This window comes from Flavobacterium aeripolare (assembly GCF_013294025.1).
Taxonomy (GTDB): Bacteria; Bacteroidota; Bacteroidia; order Flavobacteriales; family Flavobacteriaceae; genus Flavobacterium.
The window spans coordinates 133,475-153,813 of record NZ_JABSNL010000002.1 but is presented as its reverse complement, the minus strand read 5'-3'; the positions used below and the strand labels follow the sequence as shown (position 1 = coordinate 153,813).

Here is a 20,339-nt window from a genome sequence, read left to right as displayed (position 1 = left end):
AAAGTGTATCTTTGCCCCTCTAAAAAAATAACAATGTCGAATAATACAGTTTTAAAAGGAGTTTTTCTAGTGGGTCTAGGCGCTACAAGTTATGGTATGCTAGCCACTTTTGTGAAGCTTGCTTATGGTGATATAGGAATTACCGGAAATCCATATACCACTGCAGAGGTTACCTCATCTCAGTTTATCTTAGGAATCATAGGGATTCTATTGATTAATTTATTTCAAAAAAGTAAAAACAAGAATACCGTAAAAAAGGCGAGTTCTCGTAATATTTTTCAGTTAATGTTAGCCGGAACTTCGTTAGGGATGACTAGTGTTTTCTACTACTTAGCTGTGCGTTACATTCCGGTTTCAATAGGAATCGTTTTATTGATGCAAACCGTATGGATGGGAGTAATTCTCGAAATGATATTAGAGAAAAAACTACCCTCTAAGCAAAAAGTGATTTCGGTATTCATCGTTTTAATAGGTACTGTACTTGCTACAAATCTTTTGAAAAACGAAGTTCAATTAGACTGGCACGGACTTATGTGGGGAATGTTTGCAGCAGCATCATTCACAACAACCATGTTTACAGCTAATCGTGTCGCTACCGAGATTTCTTCAGCACAACGTAGTTTATACATGTTACTAGGTGGAGCGGTAATCGTTTTTGGTTTCTCAATAGCAACACAAACTACACCCTTTAACTATGACATTTTTTACAAATGGGGAATAATAATGGCTTTGTTTGGAACAATCATCCCGCCTTTGTTGATGACTGCAGGATTTCCATTAACGGGAATTGGTTTGGGAAGCATAGTCTCAGCGTTAGAATTACCTATTTCTGTAATGATGGCCTATGTATTATTAGGTGAAGAAGTGATCGCCACACAGTGGATGGGTATTGCATTAATCATCATTGCCATTGTGATCATGAATGTTAATTTTAAACGTAAACAGGCGTTGTAATTTTACATGACACAAAAAAAAGAGTACTTTAGGTCTTCTTATAAATACACAACAATATGACTTTTCCTTGGCATTTATATTTGATGGCTTTTATTTACTTCGTAGCAGGCCTTAATCATTTTAGGAGTCCTAGAATGTATCAAAAGATTATCCCTGATTACTTGAGCAATCCAAAGTTACTTAATGAAATTAGTGGTGTAGCTGAGATTATATTAGGAATAGCATTAGTCATACCTCTAGTCTCAGCTTATGCAGCTTGGGGAATTATTGCTCTGCTGATTGCTGTTTTTCCTACACATATTTACATGTATAGCAATCCTAAAGTACGAATGGGCTTACCCAAATGGATATTGCTCTTACGCATGCCTTTACAACTAGCTCTAATTTATTGGGCTTATCAATATACTTAACTTTCCATTTACACATTTAAGAAAAACCTTTATTCATTAAAACCGAATAAAGGTTTTTTTTATACATTTTAGATGATTAACGCTCTAGAGAGGTAATTATCTAAAACTACCTCTAATTTATCAAACGAAAAAACTGTTAGAATTTACTAGGTCTATTCAATAAATTTAGACGCTATAGATAAACACATTTAGCAAGATAATTAGCAAATGATGCGTTTTTACGCTATTAATATTTAATATGAATCTAATTTGCAAAAAAAGATAGTATTTTCCTGCGAAGTGAAAATTATTTTTATTAATATTGGTATCTAATTTAGAATCAATTATATTAATCATTAAAACTTATTTGAATTAATTTTCACATGATGAAAAAGAGTAACCGCAAAGAACTGAACTGGGAGCAAACAGAAAAACTTGTAGCATTAGCATTAGAAGAGAAAAATCCTTTTGAGATTATTAAAAAAGAATTTGGGCTCGCTGAAAAAGAAGTTTTGGAGATAATGAAGAAAAAGCTACCCGCTGAAAAATTTGAAATGTGGAAAAAGAAAGCTAGTTCCAATAAACCAAAACCAAAGCCGATTAAAATCGATGATTTTGATGAAGATTTGGATGGTAAATACTATATAAAAAACAAATTTGATTAATCAAATTTCTAAAAGACACACTGAAAAGCGTGTCTTTTTTTTATGCAAAAAAGTAGCTCTTTAAGTGTAACAGTTGCGCATTAAAGTAGACTTATAAATAAAATCTCAATAAATGAAAAAAATAGCATTTGTATTTTCTGCTGCCCTATTATTAGCAGCTTGTAAATCAACAAGTACAGCAGTAAACACCACCGTTAAGGAGGAAGTTAAAGTAGCAATCGACTTAAACAATGTCTCAGATGACAAAGTACAAGTAGCTATAATGACCCCTAAATTTAAAACGAATCAGGTAACTTACAGTATTCCAAAAATAATTCCTGGAACCTATTCTATCGATGACTATGGAAAATACATCGAGAACTTTAAAGCATACAATGCTAAGGGAAGCGAACTTACAGTTGCTAAAAGTGATGATAACTCTTGGATCATTCAAAATGCAAAAGAGCTAACTAAGATTAGCTATGCTGTAAACGATACCTACGACATTGAAGGAACTCACGAGATTTTTTCTCCTGCAGGAACAAACATTGAAGCTAATAAGAATTTCATGTTAAACATGCATGGCTTTGTAGGTTATTTCGAAAACAAAAAAGACATACCTTACACGGTTTCCATAGCGCATCCAGAGACCCTATGGGGAGCAACTTCTATGGTAGATTCAGATACTACAGCTACGAATGATGTTTTTACAACACCTCGCTATGCTGAACTTGTTGAAAACCCTATCATGTATGCCAAACCAGACTACACGACTTTTACTGTGAATGGAATGGAAATCCTGATTAGTGTTTATTCTCCTTCTGGAACTGTAACTGCAGAAAGCATTACACCAGAGATGAAAACAATGATGACTGCTCAAAAAACATTTTTGGGAAAAACGAACTCCACAAAAAAATACAGCGTTTTACTTTATCTATCAACAACGAAAGAGGATGATGCTAGGGGCTTTGGGGCGTTAGAACATCCTACGGCTACTACAGTAGTTTTACCTGAGATGATGCCAAAAGAAGAGTTAGTTAAATCAATGAAAGATGTCGTGTCACACGAATTTTTTCATATTGTAACGCCGTTGACTATACACTCAAAAGAGATTCAATTTTTTGATTACAATACACCTAAAATGTCTGAACATTTATGGATGTATGAAGGAGTAACAGAATATTTTTCTAATTTGTTCCAAATTAACCAAGGTCTAATCGACGAAGCTGATTTTTATGACCGTTTGGCAAAACAAATTGAACGTGCAAATAGTATGAACGACACAATGTCGTTTACTCAAATGAGCGCGAATGTACTGACTGAACCATACAAGACACAATACATCAATGTGTATCAAAAAGGATCTTTAATAGGAATGTGCATTGATTTGATCATTAGAGAGAAAAGCAATGGTGAAAAAGGTATTCTTGACTTAATGCGCAAATTAGCGGCAGAGTACGGAGTAACAAAGCCATTTGATGATAAAGATTTGTTTGCAAAAATCACCAGTTTATCATACCCTGAAGTAGGCGCGTTCTTAGATAAATATGTAGCTGGAACCACTCCTATTCCTTACGGAGAATACCTAGGAAAAGTAGGCGTGGGTTTATCAAGCTCAAAAGTTCCTGGAAACGTTTTCTTAAAAGGACAAGTCCCTTACATCACAGTTAACCCAGAGACTAAAGAAATCATGGTGCTTCCTGAGATTGAATTGAATCCGTTTTTTAAAGCGCTAGATTTAAGAGGTGGTGACACAATTCTTGCTATAAACGACAAACCATATTCACTTGTTAATATCTATGATATGATTACAGAAAGCACAAAATGGAAAGAAGGTGACGCAATAAATGCAAAAATAAAAAGAGACAATAAAGAGCAAACTATCACTGGTAAAGTTGCATTCCCTTATATAGATACAGAAATTATAGAAGTAAAAGACCCTAGTAAAAACAGCTTAAAAAACGCTTGGTTAAAAAACTAATTTTAATCTCGTCAAAAAGAATCCCAAACTGAAAAGCTTGGGATTTTTTTTTGGAAAATTACATGAAGCTACGCTATCTAGTTTCCAACTATTTTCTTTATTTTGCACCAAAATTATAACCAATGAAAAAATCAATTCTTGCATTTGCTAGCTTACTGATACTAGCATCATGCAACAAAACCGAATCAAATGCCGACTTGTACATAACAGGGAACATAAAAGGATTAAAAAAAGGAACTTTATACATTCAACGCCTTGTTGACACCTCACTAGTTGCAATTGATACAATTGCCATTGATGGTAAGTCTACATTTGAAGCCGAGCTAGATTTAAAATCACCAGAGATGCTTTATTTATTCTTAGACAGAGGTGTAAGTAACTCAAAAGACAATAACATTGCATTCTTTGCTGAGCCTGGAAAAATGAACATTGAAACAACTTTAGATTCTTATTTAGTTGATGCTAAAATCACAGGATCTAAAAATCAAGAGCTGTTAGAGGAATACTCAAAAATCAACTCAAAATTTACTGAGGAAAGTCTAGATTTGATTGAGAAAAAATTCAAAGCAATTAAATATAAAAAAGAATCTACAGTTGATAGTTTGACTAAAAAACAAGAGTCTAATATCAAACGAAAATATTTGTTTGCTACTAACTTTGCTATTAACAATAAAGATCATGAAATAGCACCTTATATCGCTTTATCTGAGATCTACGATATCAATCTTAAATATTTAGATACAATACAAAAATCAATGACTCCAAAAGTAGCACAATCGCTTTACGGAAAGAAATTGACCACTTATGTAAACGATATCAAAAAGCAGTAACTACGTTTAAAAATCTCGAAAATAATAAAAGGCCTTGTAAACATTTACAAGGCCTTTTTTGTATGCAAAAAAAAACCATCTAACAAAAGTTAGATGGTTTTACGATGAGCCGGCGGAGGGACTCGAACCCACGACCTGCTGATTACAAATCAGCTGCTCTAGCCAACTGAGCTACGCTGGCGTCTCATTTCGAGTGCAAATATACAGATGAATTTTGATTATGCAAACATTATTTTAAATAAAATTCAACATATTTTTCAACTTGTTATTTCTAAGATATTTAGCTCTTTTAAATAAAAAAACCACCTAATAAATTAGGTGGTTTTGCGATGAGCCGGCGGAGGGACTCGAACCCACGACCTGCTGATTACAAATCAGCTGCTCTAGCCAACTGAGCTACGCTGGCGTCTCATTACGGGTGCAAATATACAGATGAATTCGTGTTTACCAAAATAAATCTGCTATTTTTTATCGTTTTTTTTGACTACAATTCGTTGATTTTAGCAATCAATTGATTTGCAGTTTGTTCCAATTCAACATTGATTTGTTTGAAGTGTGCTTTTTTGTTTTCAACATTTTTAGCGTTCACTTTTGTGATCAAAACATCAAATGCAGCGATAGCTTCATCAATTAAATTATTAGTTTCTGTAGTTGGTTTCCCAGTAGTAGAAATTTCAAATAAATAAACTGCTTCAATAATATCTCCTAATACGTAGTTGATGTCTTTCTTTAAATTCTTAATGTTTGCCATTTTTTTTAATTTTAATTTGCGTCTGCAAAAGTACATATAATCTTTCTATTACTAACTATGAAATGTATATTTCTAAAATAGAAGCTTTTCCAGTCAATATATAATAATCCATAGCAGCTGGTATTAAGACAGTATCTCCTTGTTTGTAGCTATAAATTGTTTTGTCGTACTCTAATTCAAAGGTTCCATCAATACACATATAAACGGTAAAGCTATTTCCGGTTTTACCTACTTTCATCTCTTCTGTCAAAGGGATAAAATTAGTCGTGAAATAAGGGCAATTAACAATAGAGTTTGACTGATTCTCTTCTTCTAAATAAGGCTTTCTAGTATTAAATTTCTTGTAATTAATTGCCTCTAGCGCTAGATCTACATGCAATTCTCTAGTATTACCTTGTGCGTCTTTTCGATCAAAATCATACAAGCGATACGTAATATCAGATGTTTGCTGAATTTCTGCAATTAGCAATCCGGCACCAATAGCATGAACCGTTCCTGTTTCAAGAAAATACGCATGTCCTTTTTTAACCGGCACAGTGTCTAGAATAGACAACAAGCTATTATCATTTAAGTGCTTTAAATATTCTTCTTGAGAGGAATCTTCTTTGAACCCTACAATAATATTCGAATCTGCATCTGCTTGCATCACGTACCACATTTCTGTCTTACCAAAAGAGTTGTGACGTTCTTTTGCTAAGGCATCATTGGGATGAACTTGAATAGACAAATCCTCTCTTGCATCTAAATATTTGAACAGCAACGGAAATTGATTTCCAAATTTAGAATGAACCTCTGTACCTAAAATGGCATTGGGATTTTCCTCAATAAGCTGCGTTAACGATTGCCCTTTTAAATCTCCATTAGCCACAACACTTACATCACCTGCAACCGTTGACAACTCCCAACTCTCACCAGTTATAGCAGAAGTAATAGGTTTATTTAAAACGGTCTTTAATTTTTCACCACCCCAAATTCTATCTTTCAAAATAGGGTCAAACTGTAACGGATATACTTTTGTGCTCATAATTAAACTATTTCTTTATATTACCTACTTGCAATTTTTTTACTTCCTCGAGCGCTCGCACGATATGCTGCCCTCCTAATAAATTATTAAAAATCATTGTAATCACTCCTTGTCTATTAATTACATAAGTGATTCTTGCTGGCAACAAACCAAACAACGATTTTTGAAAACCAAAAATACTCTTTACAGCACCGTCTTGATCAGATAATAAAGTAAAAGGTAATTTATGTTCATTAGCAAAAACCAGGTGAGATGCTGAATCATCAGCACTCACACCTATAACTTCAGCTCCCAAATCTTGAAACTCTTGATAGCGATCTCTAAAACTACATGCTTGAGCGGTACAAATAGCCGTGTTGTCTTTTGGATAAAAATAAAGAACGATTATTTTTTTTCCTATAAAATTCAAACTATCAAACATTTTACCATTCGAATCTATCGCTATAAAATGCGCTACCGTATCACCTACTTTTAAAACCATTATTCGCCTCTGTAGGTTACAAAATTCCTAGCTGTTTCATATAAAACCACCTCAAGATCAAATGAAGTTTCTATTCTTTTACGAATTTTATTCCAGATCACAACCGCGATATTTTCTGCAGTGGGATTCAAATCTTTAAATTCAGCTACATCAACATTCAAATTTTTATGGTCAAATTGATCTTCAACTTCTTCTTTTATAATATCTGCAAGAAATTTTACATCCATTACAAAACCTGTTTCTGGATCAATAGCCCCGGTTACACTCACGGTTAGATCATAATTATGACCGTGAAAACTAGGATTGTTACATTTTCCAAAAATCGCATCATTTTTTTCATAAGACCAATCTTTTCTATACAACCGATGCGCCGCATTAAAATGTGCTTTTCTACTTATCGTAACTCTCATAAATTTGCTTTTTTGTTTTAGATTTTTATTCGAATAAAAACCTTTTATCCACAATTATAATTGCTTAGTATTATAATTTATGGTCTTCTAAAAAATGATAGAACTCGTCAAAAATAATCTTGAACCATACCGTATATAGTTCAGGAGACTCTTGCATATCTTGTTGGACCGCTTCGATACTCATCCATTTCCAGTTTTCAACCTCATCAGGATTGATAACAGGGGCATCATTATAATACCCTATCATTACATGATCTAGCTCATGCTCTGTCAATCCATTATCAAAAGGCGCTTTGTAGATAAAATGAAACAGCTCTTTAAGCTCAGCCGTGAAACCCATCTCCTCATTTAACCTTCTTGTTCCCGCACCTATATTTGTCTCACCTTCACGTTGATGACTGCAACAAGTATTTGTCCATAGTAAAGGAGAGTGGTATTTATGATGCGCTCTTTGCTGCAACATCATTTCGTTTTTACTGTTTAAAATAAAAACAGAAAATGCCCGATGCAAAACTGCTTTTTCATGTGCTTCTAACTTAGGCATAAGCCCAATTTGCTCGTCTTTTTCGTTTACTAGTATTACGTTTTCTTCTATCATAATTATTTTTAGCCAAACAAAAATACAAAAAGATCTAGAATAAAGTAGGGGTTTAACGTTCTGTTTATAATTGTTAAAGACTATTTATATTCAATCAAAAATCAGACTCCAATAAGCTTAAAATAATTTACTTATATTTACTAAAGACACTATATAATTCTCCTAATTATGAATGAAATCCTTGTTAGAAAAGCTACCCTGATAGATTTAAACATACTACTCACATTTGAGCAAGGCATTATTGAAGCAGAACGCCCATATGACCCCACTTTAAAACCAGAAAAAATAAGCTATTACGATATAAAAGAAATGATTGATGCTCATGATGTACAAGTCGTTGTAGCAGTAATTGACGAAGTTATAGTGGGATCTGGATATGCCAGAATAGAAAAAGCTAAACCATATTTAAAGCACAATAACTTTGGTTATCTTGGTTTTATGTACACTGTCCCTGAATATCGAGCTCGAGGTGTCAATAAAGCCATTTTAACTTTCTTAGAAAAATGGTGCCTAGAGAAAGAGATTACTGAGTTGCGTTTAGATGTTTATAATGATAATCTTGCTGCCATAAAAGCATACGAAAAATCAGGTTTCAAGAAACATTTAATCAATATGCGTCTTGGTATTTAAAGGCAATACGCAGCCCAGAATTATTTAGCGAGATCAAAATTATCAATACGTACACAATCTAAACTAACCATTTAACTTACAGTTTTTTACACTAGCACTAACCAAATTTTACTTTTATGAAAAAACCTCTTTTTTACCTTGCATTTCTTTCCCTTTCCTTTATTGCAACAGCTCAAAATGCTGCTTTAAAAGCAAAAACAGACAAGAAAGCCGAGTCAGTTGAGTCTAAAGTCATTGCTTTTAGGCGTGATTTTCATCAAAATCCCGAATTAAGCAATAGAGAATTTAAAACTGCCGAAAAAATTGCTACACAACTGCGTGCCCTAGGATTAGAAGTACAAACGGGAGTGGGAAAAACAGGTGTAGTAGGCATTTTAAAAGGAGGAAAACCAGGGCCAGTTGTAGCTCTGAGAGCAGATATGGATGCATTACCTGTTGTAGAAAGAGTCGACATTCCTTTTGCGTCTAAAGCGACTGGAGAATATAACGGGCAAGCTGTGGGCGTAATGCATGCTTGTGGACACGATTCACATATGGCTATATTATTAGGAACAGCAGAAGTTTTAGCATCAGTCAAGAATGATTTAAAAGGTACTGTAAAATTTATTTTTCAACCTGCAGAAGAAGGTGCACCAGACGGCGAGGAAGGCGGAGCAGCTTTGATGGTAAAGGAAGGTGTGCTGCAAAATCCAAATGTTGATGTAATTTTTGGATTACACATAAGTGCTCAAACAGAGGTTGGAAAAATAAACTATCGCCCAAAAGGCGCCATGGCCTCATCTGACTGGTTTAAGATAAAAATAAAAGGTAAACAAGCTCATGGAGCCAGCCCGTGGCAAGGTATTGACCCAATTGTCACTGCATCTCAAGTAATTTTAGGCCTACAAACAATAGTCAGTAGAAATGTAAACATTACTGAATCGGCAGCTGTAGTAAGTGTTGGAAAAATAACATCAGGAGTTCGAAGCAACATTATACCTGAAGAACTTGAAATGGATGGAACCATTAGAACATTAGACAGTGACGTGCAAGAAATGATTCACGCTCGAATGAAACAAATTGTAACTAATATTGCCGAAAGTGCGGGAGCCACAGCAGAGGTAAATATCACAAAGCAAACATTAATTACTTACAACGATCCTGATCTAACCGAGGAAATGCTACCTACGTTACAAGCAACTGCTGGAAAAAACAATGTTATACTAGCGCCAGCTATGACTGGAGCTGAAGATTTCTCATTTTACCAAGATAAAGTACCTGGCCTATTTATTTTTTTAGGCGGAATGCCAAAGAATAAAAACGTAGCTGAAACTGCTTCACACCACACACCCGATTTCTACATCGATGAAAGTGGGTTTGTGCTTGGAGTAAAAGCGCTAACTAATTTAACCGTAGATTATATGGAAAAGAATCCTTCAAAAAGTTCTAAATAAGAAAGCATCACCACACGTTCTTAGCTGTATAAAAGCCCATCAAAGCACTTTAAATCCTGTTGCTATTTCATTAAAAACAGCCACAATTCAAGTGAGACTTACTACAACTACATCCCTTTAATCTACTTTGAAAACAACAAAGAGGTCGTTTGAATATTTAATTTTCAAACGACCTCTTTTATATTGGATGCAGCTGCAAAGCAATTATCATTTTAGTAAGCCACTCTGTTACCTTCTACTTCGAACAGCATCTTCTTAACTTATTTTCACTAGAATCGCACTTGCTAAAAATTACAAAAAGGATGAGAGCATTTTACGCTTTCGCGAAAGCTAAATTCAAAGAACACTTCTGCGGCATCAGGCTTGACGGGGATTGACAACGATTAATTTACCATAAAGTTATGATTGCGCTCCCTCTTTATACTTTGAAAATGTACTTACTTTGCATTTTTAAAATAGTTATCAAAATGAAAGCACTTACTTTTTCTGAATTTGGTTCTTCAAAAGTTCTTAAATACGCTACAATCCCCACTCCTATCCTTAAAGAAAATGAAATATTAATCGAGATGAAAGCCATAGGTTTGAATTTTGCAGATATTTACAGGAGAAAAGGTAACTATTATCTAACCGGAGCACCACCATTTATAGCAGGTTATGAAGGTGCAGGTGTCGTAATTGACGCTAATAATACGTCTTACAAAGTAGGCGATCGAATTGCCTTTGCCGATGTTCCTTTAGCAAATGCTGAGTTAGTTGCTGTCCCTATCGACAAAGCAATTCCGCTTACAGACGCCATTAGTTTTGAAACCGCAGCATCTGTATTACTACAAGGATTAACAGCGACTTATTTAGCAACTAATAGTCACAAAACAATCGCTGGAGAAACGGTGTTAATTCATGCCGCCGCCGGAGGTGTAGGTCAGTTTTTAATTCAAATAAGTAAATTACTAGGCGCAACAGTTATCGGACTTACCTCTACGAAGGAAAAAGCTGATTTCGCCAAATCAAACGGAGCCGATTACGTCTTTTTATACGAGGATGACTGGAAGAAAAAAGTACTTGATTTAAACCCTGCAGGAGTTGCAGTTGCTTACGACAGTGTGGGCAGTACGCTGAGCGACAGTTTTGAAATCACAAAAGAGTGCGGACAGGTTGTGTTCTTTGGAATGTCAGGAGGAGATCCCGATTTTATAAACCCCAGAATGCTAATGGACAGTTCAAAAACGCTTACTGGTTGCGATTTATGGAGCTACCTCAACACTAAGGAAGAAAGAATAAGTAAGGCAAATCAATTATTTAACTGGATTAGTTCAGGGCAAATAAACATTAGCCCTGCCACATCATTCAAATTATCCAAAGGAAGAAAAGCACACGATTTCTTAGAAAGCCGAAATAGTACTGGGAAAATTATTCTTATTCCTTAAACCTAGTACCATTGCGATAAAAATATAAATTACTTTTTATTTAAGACAGCAGCAATCATCAGTGCGCATTTCTCACCATCTATTGCAGCCGATATAATTCCACCTGCATAACCCGCACCTTCACCACAAGGATACAATCCTTTTATCTGGAGGTGTTCATAAGTAATCCCATCTCTAGGGATACGCACAGGAGATGATGTTCTAGATTCTGGTGCGTGTAAAACAGCATCATTAGTCAAATAGCCTTTCATTGATTTTCCAAATTCAGTAAAACCTTCGCGCAATATTTGCGTTAGAAAACCCGGAAAAACCTGCCCCATTTCTACTGATGTTGTTCCTGGAACGTAAGATGTTTTAGGAATTTCTGATGAAATCTTACTCTTAGTGAAATCAATCATTTTTTGCGCAGGCACTTTTTGGCTTTCACCTGCAAGATGCCACGCTTTTTGTTCGATACTTTTTTGGAATTCTAATCCCGCAAGAGCACCAAATTTGGCAAAAGGTTTAAAATCTTCTAGTTTTAATTCAATTACAATTCCTGAATTTGCCGTAGCCTGATCTCTTTTTGATGGTGACCAACCGTTTGTAACAACCTCACCTGGGCTGGTTGCACATGGAGCAATCACACCACCTGGACACATACAAAACGAATACATTCCACGACCTCCTACTTGCTTTACAATACTGTAGGGCGCTGGAGGTAATAACTCACCGCGGTAATCACAGCTGTATTGAATGCTATCAATCAATGATTGTGGATGTTCTGCTCGTACACCAAGCGCAAAAGGTTTTGCCTCGATAAATATCTTTTTTCGATCTAATAATTCATATATATCTCTTGCAGAATGCCCCGTTGCTAATATCAATTTATTAGCTGAAATAGTTTGCCCGTTTTGAGTAACAATTCCTTGAACTTCATTCTGCTTTACTAAAATATCCGTAGCACGAGTTTCGAATAAAACTTGACCACCACATTCAATAATTTTATCTCTAATATCTTGAATAATTTGGGGTAATTTATTAGTACCAATGTGTGGATGTGCGTCTACTAGAATATCTGGAGTAGCACCATATGCGACCAATAATTCTAATATTCGCGTAACATCACCACGTTTTTTTGACCTAGTATACAACTTCCCGTCAGAATAAGTTCCTGCACCACCTTCACCAAAACAATAATTAGAATCTTCGTTTACAAGATGATCTCTATTAATGGCTTTCAAATCGCGACGGCGTCCGCGTACATCTTTACCGCGTTCTAATACAATTGGCTTTAAGCCTAACTCAATTAATTGTAAAGCTGCAAATAATCCCGCAGGACCTGCACCTACAACAATTACCTCTTGCTCATTTGCAACATTGGGATAATCAGGCAGCATAATTAGCTGTTCATGAATTACATCAGCCTGCATGTAAACCATCAGTTTTAAATTGATTTTTATCGCTTTTTGACGCGCATCAATTGAGCGTTTTAAAATCGTTATGTGTTTGATTTCTTTAGTTGAAACTTTCAATAGTTTCCCTAAATGGTCTTTTAACAACGATTCATTTGCTGCAGTTTCTGGTGTGACTTGTATGAGTAATTCTTGAGACATGTGCTTGATGTAAAATTTGAACCAACTTGTAATACCTACAAGCATTTTGCAAAAATACTATTTTGAACTGAATTCTGCTTGCGCAAAAGTGAATCCGTTTCAAATAATACTTTTGCTATTTAAATTGTCTTGATACTTTGTAACTTTGAAACATAATAAAAAAACACATTATGTCTCGACAAATAAAAATGATATGGGATTTTAGAGGTCCTGCCGCTTTAAAAACAGCTCAACACCACGAAATACATCTAAAAGAATACATCGTAGCCGAAAACATTGCGCTAAACATCACCGGTTTCCAAGAGAAATCAGAGATGCACGCTATTGCCTACATGGTTGTTACGGACGAACACATGATTGCTGTAAGGGATAATTTAAAGCCACATCGCGCTGAAATATATACTGGCGCATAACTTTTCTCCGTTTTTTTTTCGAAAATTTAACGTTCTTTCATTTCTGTCATTATGCTTAAAAAGCTCTTGAGGTAAATACTAATGTCTTGTTAAAGTTGGCATACGACAGCATCAATAAAAAACTAATCCTAGTTTATTACGTACATTAGAGAAACAAACATACGATTATGAAAAAAATATTTTTACTATTAGCAGTGCTTTTTATCCATATAGGATTTGCACAAGAGAATGACTATGTCGCTATCTCAAAAAAATTAGTTGAATCAGTAAAATCAAAAGACGGTAAAGCGCAATCCTACGTAGATTTAATTGCAAATGCAGATGAAGACACACTTTTAAAGCAGTTAAAAACAGACAATGAACGAAAAGCATTTTTCATTAACACCTACAACAGTTTTGTAATTGTTTCTTTGCAAAAAGACCCAAAGCAATACGAAGATAGAAATGCTTTTTTTAAATCGGAACAATTTGTAATTGCCGGGAACAAACTTAGTCTAGATGTTATTGAACACGATTTTTTAAGAAGGTCTAGCATTAAATTGAGCCTTGGTAAACTACACAAATTATTCCCATCTAAGTTAGAGAGAAAATTTAGAGTAGATGAGGTTGATTACCGCATACACTTTGCCTTAAATTGTGGTGCAAAAAGCTGTCCTCCTGTTGGCGTTTATGATGCTGCAAATATCGATAAGCAATTAAACGCTTCGGCAAATGCGTACTTGAAAGAAAAATCTACTTACAATAAAAAAGAGAATAAACTAACCGTAACGCCATTGATGAGCTGGTTTAGAGGAGATTTTGGAAACAAAAAAGGGGTGAGAGAAATTTGTAAAAAATTCAATATTATCCCTAATAATGTAAAGCCAGATCTAGACTATGCTGATTATGACTGGACCTTAGACATTGATAATTTCAGATAATATAACACGACAACCTCAAGAATTTATTTCTATTAAAAGCACTACATGAGTACAGCAGTATATTCCTTTTTTAAACTAGGCGCCAAATTAGCCTTGAAGATTTACTGTGGTAAAACTGTTGTTCACTTTGACGAGGCTACGTCGTATACTGCACCTAAAATAATAGCATCAAATCACCCGAACTCGTTTTTTGATGCTATTGTTATAGCAGTAAATTATCCCAAACCAATTCATTTTCTTGCACGTGGAGACGCCTTTAATAAACCTCTTGTAGCCAATTTTTTAAATGCTTTACAACTAATACCAATATATCGTTTAAGCGAAGGAAAAAGCAACTTAATTAAAAATGAAGATACTTTTAAAAGGTGCATTTCCTTGTTTAAAGAGAACAAAACCATTTTAATCTTTTCTGAAGGTTTGTGTATCAATGAATGGAAATTGCGCTCCTTGAAGAAAGGTACTGCGCGACTAGCATTACTGGCATTGAATGAGGGGGTGGATAATTTACAAATCCAACCTACAAATTTAAATTACTCTTCGTTTTCTAAAAATCCTAAGAAAGTACTGATCAATTTTAATCAAGAGTTTAACGCAAGTGTACTCACATTAGAACAAGACAATTTTTTCTACACTACTTTCAATAGCAAGTTGAAAGAAGGAATTCTAGATCATTTGCAAGTTGCTAAAAAAGAGGAAGACGTTGCTGCATTGTTTTATGAAAAAAAATCACATGCACAAAAAGTAGCACTGACAATCCCTGCACTTTTAGGTTATATTTTGAATGCACCAATCTATCATTTCTTTAAAAAAATAGCACAAAAAAAAACCAAAAATACCGTCTTTTATGATTCGGTTCTTTTTGGTTTGTTATTAATTTGCTATCCTATTATTGTAGTATCAATAGCTGTTTTAGTGGGCTTGTTTGCTGGCCTACTTCCTGCTGTCATTCTATTTTTTATCTTCCCTATCACCGCTTTTTGTTATAGTCAATATAAAAGCTAGCTTTATTTGACCTTGCTAATAGCAAGCATTTTAATCATCCAGTTGGGTAACGGTTTTTCAATGTTTCTTTTTCTAAGATCCAGATACCATCCTATTTTCTTTAAGATAGGCACTTTGTGTGTTTCTACTAGTTCTATCAATGTACCATCTGGATCTTCGATGTAACAAAAACGACCAGCTGCGTGATCCATAGCAAATGAATCACTACTATCTACAGAAAAATCGTGTCCTTTACTAATCGCGTGTTTTTTTAACGCTTGCATGTCTAAAACATCAAAACATAAATGAATAAACCCACAATCACCCCAGAACCGGTCTTGGTAAATTTTGGCAGGAACGCGATCTAACACCTGAACTAGTTCGATCACAACATCTCCTAACAGTTTATTGAATGCTCCTTTACCGGTAGCTTTTTTACTAATTCCTACTTTTCGAATGCGCTGTTTATTCTCTATAGCTTCGGTGTCGTATAAAATAACATCAATCCCCAGAACACTTTGATAAAACAAAATTGCTTTCTCCATATCTGAAACACCAATTACACTACCTACTATTCCGCCCATATCGTGGTTTCCAGTCTGGAACCAATCATTAGAGGCAATAATTTTAAACGTATTTTTGTTGGCATCAGTTAGCCAAAAGTAATTACCGCTAGCCTCTGACTTAAAAATATCAGAAACTACAACCTCATCGATTTTTGATAAACGTTGATGCGATTGCTCTAAATTCACCGACTTAATAATTGCCGCAAAAATCCCCAAATCACCTAATTGTATCGTACTCGCGGCTGCGGGATTCCGATTTAAAAATTGCCACAATTCTAAACCACCGCCCCCTTGCAAATTCATGGTTAATATAGCTCTACGCTTATAAACATCGCCACCAGTATATTGCGTCATTAAAGTAGCACTCGCTTCGTCGTCAAAAATGAGTACATCCATACCAAATAAATGTTTGTATGTATGCATTGCACTGTGCGCATTTTTAACTCCAATCCCAATTTGTTGTACTCCTGATAAATAGTGGTGCATGCCTGTTCTTTTATTTTTATATTTTACTGCTATTATTTTGCGCCCTTTGCGTGCGCTATCTTGTAATACAAACTTGGAATATACCACCAAAGCCATAACAAAAGCCGCTCAGCTTTTAAGATATAAATCGCCTTTTGCTTCTTCCTTAATCCAGCAATTATTTTTTTACAGCAAACTGCAACCGGCATTCCTGCCTCACTATTTTCATCTGTATCGCCATATTGCTGACCATCACCCGCTAAGGCATTTTTTGAAATATTTGTATTTATTCTACCAGGATATACGATAGAAACATGGATATTGGTTTTATATAATTCACATTGCAATGTCTCTAAGTATCCTTTGATCGCATGCTTTGAAGCAGCATAGCCCGAACGCAAAGGAAAACCTATTAGACCAGCGATACTACTGATTACACAAATACTTCCATAGCCTTGCTTTTTAAAATGTGGCAGTATCGCTTGTGATAAGGCGACGGGAGCATAAAAATTTAAATCCATTAATTTTTTATACACGACAATATCAGTTTGATCCGCCATTGCACGTTGACTTTTTCCAGCGCTTTGTATAACATAATCAATACGACCTTCTAGAAGCATCGCTTGGCTTACTAAGTTAGAAATCCCCTCAATATCTAGAAGATTGTAAGTAAGAATGTGTGATTGCGTGTTTCCTAACTCAACTTTTAAAGAATTTAAAGCATCTAAATTTGTAGCTGTTAAAATCAATATAGCCTCTTCGCGAGCTAATTGCAATGCTAACTCTTTACCAATACCTGAAGAAGCGCCAGTAATCCAGACTACCTTATTTTTAAAATGCATTTTTTCTATAGCTTAAAAGTTCTTTATACTTAACTAACATCTCCTGCTGAGAAGCACCCTTTTTATACATTTTCACGATTTTCAAGTTGGCTAATTGCACTGTCAACCAACTATTTTCTTCGTATTTCCTAGCCGAAACAAGAGTTGCTTTTGGTATTAATTTAAACTTTCCTTGTTGCCAAATTCGAGCTAAGAAATCATAGTCCTCCATTATAAGCATCGACTCTTTATAATGACCTACTTGCTGCCATAATTCTCTGGTGATAAAAATACTTTGATCACCACCACGAAAAAATAAATAATTAAATCGTGTGAAGAAGGCATTAAATTTAAGAAGCCACATTGCATTATCAAATTTTGTTCTAAAACTGCCGCAATCATAACCACCCGATACAGCAGATGTAATATCTTCATAAAAGCTGGCTACTGGTAAACTATCTGCATGCACAAAATAATAAATAGTTCCACTCGCATTCTTTACACCACAATTCATTTGTCCTGCCCTCCCTTTAATTTTTGAAACTACAGTTTTTACCCCTAGCGTATTTGCGATTGCGACTGTTTCATCTGTACTACCACCATCAGAAATAATAATTTCATATTGCTTCCCTAGCAAACAGTGCTGTAAGTGTGTGATTACTGTGGCGATTGTACTTACCTCATTGTAAGTAGGGATAATAATACTTAAATGCATTTATAGTTATTCTTTGTTTATATATAAAAAAAGAGAAGTTACAATAACTTCTCTTTTTAATTTTATGTTCTAATTAGCTACTTCGCTAATAAATTTTATTCGCATCAGCCGCAGTTCGTCGATATCATAATCTCCTTCAAACTCTTTAAGAGCACCTTCGATCTTATCTGACTCAGATTCCATGAAATAATCATAGATCTCTTCTTGCTGTTCTTCATCGAGCATGTCATCAACCCAATATTTTATATTCAGTTTTGTCCCTGAATATACTATTTGTTCCATTTCCTTAATTAGCAAGTCCATTGTTAGGCCTTTCGCTTTAGCGATATCATCTAATGACAATTTACGGTCAATATTTTGAATAATATAAAGCTTGTTTGCTGAGTTAGTTCCTGTAGATTTTACCACCAGATCTTCTGATCTAACGATTTCATTCTCGTTTACATATCTATTGATTAACTCAACGAAATCACTACCATACTTTTTAGCTTTTCCTTCCCCTACTCCATGAATATTAATTAATTCATTTAGCGAAATTGGATATTTCAAGGCCATATCTTCTAATGAAGGATCTTGAAACACTACAAAAGGAGGCACACCTATTTTCTTGGCCACTTTTTTACGCAAGTCTTTTAACATGTTCATTAGAACCGTATCTATCGCAAGCGTTACTTTTGAAGCAGTCACAATAGCTTCATCAACAGTCTCGTTGTACTCATGATCTTCAGACATCAGGAAAGATGAAGGCTTTTTAATAAAATCAAGTCCTTTATCTGTGATTTTCACAATTCCGTAGGTTTCAATATCTTTCGATAAATAACCTGCCACTAAAACTTGTCTCAATAATGCCATCCAATATTTTTCATCGAAGGAAATCCCAGAGCCAAAAAAGGGTTGCACATCTGTACGATGCGCTTTTATAACAGCATTCACTCGACCTATTAACGTAAAAACAATCTCTTTGGATTTATAAAGGTGTTTTGTATCGCGAACAACCTCTAATAATTTAACGACTTGCTCTTGCGCTTCAATCTTAGTTTTTGGATTTCGAACATTATCATCCATATCAGCACCATCACCGTTCTCGCTGTCAAATTCTTCACCAAAATAATGAAGCAAGAATTTTCTCCTTGACATCGATGTTTCGGCATAAGCCACCACTTCTTGTAACAAGGCAAAACCAATCTCTTGTTCTGCTACCGGTTTCCCTGACATGAATTTCTCTAACTTTTCTACATCTTTGTATGAATAGTAAGCGAGACAATGCCCTTCACCACCATCACGACCTGCGCGACCCGTTTCTTGATAATAACTTTCAAGCGATTTAGGAATATCGTGGTGTATTACAAAACGAACATCTGGCTTGTCAATTCCCATACCAAAAGCAATAGTTGCTACTACAACATCAACATCTTCCATAAGAAACATGTCTTGGTGTCTCGCCCTAGTTTTTGCATCAAGACCAGCGTGATAAGGAACAGCACTTATTCCGTTTACTTGTAAAACTTCGGCAATAGCCTCCACTTTTTTACGACTTAAACAATATATGATACCTGATTTCCCTTTATGCTGTCTAATAAAACGAATAATATCCGATTCGATATTTTTTGTTTTAGTACGTACTTCGTAGTATAAATTGGGTCTATTAAACGACGCTTTAAAAGTTTTGGCTCCGGTCATATCCAGGTTCTTCAAGATATCCTCTTGCACTTTTGGAGTTGCGGTAGCCGTTAGCCCGATGATAGGAATATCACCCAACTGTTTTATAATATTTTTTAGATTTCGATATTCAGGTCTAAAGTCATGACCCCATTCAGAAATACAGTGCGCTTCATCAATAGCAACAAACGAAATTTTAACTCCTTTTAAAAAGTTAACATTTTCTTCCTTTGTCAATGACTCTGGCGCTACATAAAGTAGCTTAGTTAATCCAGATGTAATATCTTTTTTAACTTGTGTAATTTCAGTTTTAGTAAGGGAGGAATTTAAGACATGTGCGATACCATTTTCTGAAGACAAACTTCGAATAGCATCAACTTGGTTTTTCATTAAAGCGATTAGAGGCGAAACGACAATTGCGGTCCCTTCTTGTATCAAAGCGGGTAACTGATAACACAGTGATTTTCCACCTCCAGTAGGCATGATAACAAAGGTATTTTCCTTGTTAAGCAAACTTTTGATGACTTGTTCCTGCAGCCCCTTAAATTGGCTAAAGCCAAAATATTTCTTTAATTCCGTATGGATATTAATTTCGTTTGAATTCATTCTTTATTATATGGTATTTTGTATAAATTTGCATTATAAAGATACTACT

The 20,339-nt window shown here is 35.0% G+C and carries 21 protein-coding genes and 2 tRNA genes; 11 read left to right on the top strand and 12 right to left on the bottom strand.

Translation table 11 applies throughout. From position 1 onward, the window contains the following. The first annotated feature begins 33 nt into the window (after positions 1 to 33). From HNQ00_RS02970 to HNQ00_RS02950, 5 genes are all read left to right on the top strand, one after another. Positions 34 to 954 carry an EamA family transporter gene (locus tag HNQ00_RS02970; protein WP_173836849.1) on the top strand — a complete coding sequence of 307 codons (921 nt, stop codon included), beginning with the start codon at positions 34 to 36 and terminating at the stop codon, positions 952 to 954. A 56-nt stretch (positions 955 to 1,010) separates the two neighbouring features. Further along, entirely contained in the window at positions 1,011 to 1,364 is a 354-nt protein-coding gene (locus HNQ00_RS02965) for a DoxX family protein (protein WP_173836848.1), read from the top strand. Positions 1,365 to 1,729: 365 nt separating this feature from the next. Beyond that, positions 1,730 to 2,008, top strand: coding sequence for a DUF2805 domain-containing protein (locus HNQ00_RS02960; protein WP_026706933.1), 279 nt, complete (start codon positions 1,730 to 1,732; stop codon positions 2,006 to 2,008). Between the two features lie 112 nt (positions 2,009 to 2,120). Further along, complete coding sequence (locus HNQ00_RS02955; protein ID WP_173836847.1) at positions 2,121 to 3,968, top strand: M61 family metallopeptidase; 1,848 nt, start codon at positions 2,121 to 2,123, stop codon at positions 3,966 to 3,968. 122 nt (positions 3,969 to 4,090) lie between these two features. Beyond that, a complete protein-coding gene (locus tag HNQ00_RS02950; protein ID WP_173836846.1) occupies positions 4,091 to 4,798 on the top strand; it encodes a DUF4369 domain-containing protein in 708 nt (235 codons plus the stop codon). A 107-nt stretch (positions 4,799 to 4,905) separates the two neighbouring features. Here the strand turns inward: HNQ00_RS02950 and HNQ00_RS02945 are convergent. From HNQ00_RS02945 to idi, 7 genes are all read right to left on the bottom strand, one after another. Continuing rightward, positions 4,906 to 4,979 (bottom strand) — tRNA-Thr (locus HNQ00_RS02945). A 151-nt stretch (positions 4,980 to 5,130) separates the two neighbouring features. Next, a tRNA-Thr gene (locus HNQ00_RS02940) sits at positions 5,131 to 5,204 on the bottom strand. 78 nt (positions 5,205 to 5,282) lie between these two features. Next, positions 5,283 to 5,549 carry a hypothetical protein gene (locus tag HNQ00_RS02935; RefSeq protein WP_026706936.1) on the bottom strand — a complete coding sequence of 89 codons (267 nt, stop codon included), beginning with the start codon at positions 5,547 to 5,549 and terminating at the stop codon, positions 5,283 to 5,285. Positions 5,550 to 5,604: 55 nt separating this feature from the next. Beyond that, positions 5,605 to 6,573: a type I phosphomannose isomerase catalytic subunit gene (locus tag HNQ00_RS02930; protein WP_173836845.1), complete on the bottom strand. Its 969-nt coding sequence runs from the start codon at positions 6,571 to 6,573 to the stop codon at positions 5,605 to 5,607. 7 nt (positions 6,574 to 6,580) lie between these two features. Further along, positions 6,581 to 7,054, bottom strand: a complete 474-nt coding sequence (locus HNQ00_RS02925; RefSeq protein WP_173836844.1) for a peroxiredoxin — start codon at positions 7,052 to 7,054, stop codon at positions 6,581 to 6,583. Further along, positions 7,054 to 7,464 carry a 6-pyruvoyl trahydropterin synthase family protein gene (locus HNQ00_RS02920; protein WP_173836843.1) on the bottom strand — a complete coding sequence of 137 codons (411 nt, stop codon included), beginning with the start codon at positions 7,462 to 7,464 and terminating at the stop codon, positions 7,054 to 7,056. The genes HNQ00_RS02925 and HNQ00_RS02920 overlap by 1 nt, the downstream gene beginning before the upstream one ends. A 70-nt stretch (positions 7,465 to 7,534) precedes the next feature. Next, complete coding sequence (idi, locus tag HNQ00_RS02915; RefSeq protein WP_173836842.1) at positions 7,535 to 8,062, bottom strand: isopentenyl-diphosphate Delta-isomerase; 528 nt, start codon at positions 8,060 to 8,062, stop codon at positions 7,535 to 7,537. Between the two features lie 168 nt (positions 8,063 to 8,230). Here idi and HNQ00_RS02910 point away from each other — a divergent pair, with 168 nt between their 5' ends. The 3 genes from HNQ00_RS02910 (at position 8,231) to HNQ00_RS02900 (ending at position 11,549) form a co-directional block, all read left to right on the top strand. After that, on the top strand, positions 8,231 to 8,692 hold the full coding sequence (locus HNQ00_RS02910) for a GNAT family N-acetyltransferase (RefSeq protein WP_173836841.1): 462 nt from the start codon (positions 8,231 to 8,233) through the stop codon (positions 8,690 to 8,692). Positions 8,693 to 8,808: 116 nt separating this feature from the next. Next, positions 8,809 to 10,125, top strand: coding sequence for an amidohydrolase (locus tag HNQ00_RS02905; protein ID WP_173836840.1), 1,317 nt, complete (start codon positions 8,809 to 8,811; stop codon positions 10,123 to 10,125). A 467-nt stretch (positions 10,126 to 10,592) separates the two neighbouring features. Continuing rightward, positions 10,593 to 11,549: a quinone oxidoreductase family protein gene (locus tag HNQ00_RS02900; protein WP_173836839.1), complete on the top strand. Its 957-nt coding sequence runs from the start codon at positions 10,593 to 10,595 to the stop codon at positions 11,547 to 11,549. A gap of 29 nt (positions 11,550 to 11,578) precedes the next feature. Here the strand turns inward: HNQ00_RS02900 and HNQ00_RS02895 are convergent, their stop codons facing one another. Then, positions 11,579 to 13,144, bottom strand: coding sequence for an NAD(P)/FAD-dependent oxidoreductase (locus tag HNQ00_RS02895; protein ID WP_173837118.1), 1,566 nt, complete (start codon positions 13,142 to 13,144; stop codon positions 11,579 to 11,581). Positions 13,145 to 13,314: 170 nt separating this feature from the next. Between HNQ00_RS02895 and HNQ00_RS02890 the strand changes: the two genes are divergently transcribed. The 3 genes from HNQ00_RS02890 to HNQ00_RS02880 all read left to right on the top strand — a co-directional run bounded on the left by HNQ00_RS02890 (position 13,315) and on the right by HNQ00_RS02880 (position 15,479). Then, positions 13,315 to 13,557, top strand: coding sequence for a hypothetical protein (locus HNQ00_RS02890; RefSeq protein WP_173836838.1), 243 nt, complete (start codon positions 13,315 to 13,317; stop codon positions 13,555 to 13,557). A gap of 167 nt (positions 13,558 to 13,724) precedes the next feature. Further along, the gene (locus HNQ00_RS02885; RefSeq protein ID WP_173836837.1) at positions 13,725 to 14,477 is read left to right on the top strand and encodes a DUF547 domain-containing protein; all 753 of its coding nucleotides are present in this window, start codon (positions 13,725 to 13,727) and stop codon (positions 14,475 to 14,477) included. Positions 14,478 to 14,522: 45 nt separating this feature from the next. Further along, complete coding sequence (locus HNQ00_RS02880; RefSeq protein ID WP_173836836.1) at positions 14,523 to 15,479, top strand: 1-acyl-sn-glycerol-3-phosphate acyltransferase; 957 nt, start codon at positions 14,523 to 14,525, stop codon at positions 15,477 to 15,479. Positions 15,480 to 15,481: 2 nt separating this feature from the next. Here the strand turns inward: HNQ00_RS02880 and HNQ00_RS02875 are convergent, their stop codons facing one another. From HNQ00_RS02875 to HNQ00_RS02860, 4 genes are all read right to left on the bottom strand, one after another. Then, the gene (locus HNQ00_RS02875; RefSeq protein ID WP_173836835.1) at positions 15,482 to 16,510 is read right to left on the bottom strand and encodes a VOC family protein; all 1,029 of its coding nucleotides are present in this window, start codon (positions 16,508 to 16,510) and stop codon (positions 15,482 to 15,484) included. 32 nt (positions 16,511 to 16,542) lie between these two features. Continuing rightward, complete coding sequence (locus HNQ00_RS02870) at positions 16,543 to 17,331, bottom strand: SDR family oxidoreductase (RefSeq protein ID WP_173836834.1); 789 nt, start codon at positions 17,329 to 17,331, stop codon at positions 16,543 to 16,545. Further along, complete coding sequence (locus tag HNQ00_RS02865; protein WP_173836833.1) at positions 17,321 to 18,025, bottom strand: TIGR04283 family arsenosugar biosynthesis glycosyltransferase; 705 nt, start codon at positions 18,023 to 18,025, stop codon at positions 17,321 to 17,323. Before HNQ00_RS02865 ends, HNQ00_RS02870 begins: the two co-directional genes overlap by 11 nt. Before the next feature lie 69 nt (positions 18,026 to 18,094). Further along, complete coding sequence (locus HNQ00_RS02860) at positions 18,095 to 20,290, bottom strand: ATP-dependent DNA helicase RecQ (protein ID WP_173836832.1); 2,196 nt, start codon at positions 20,288 to 20,290, stop codon at positions 18,095 to 18,097. Positions 20,291 to 20,339: the final 49 nt, after the last annotated feature.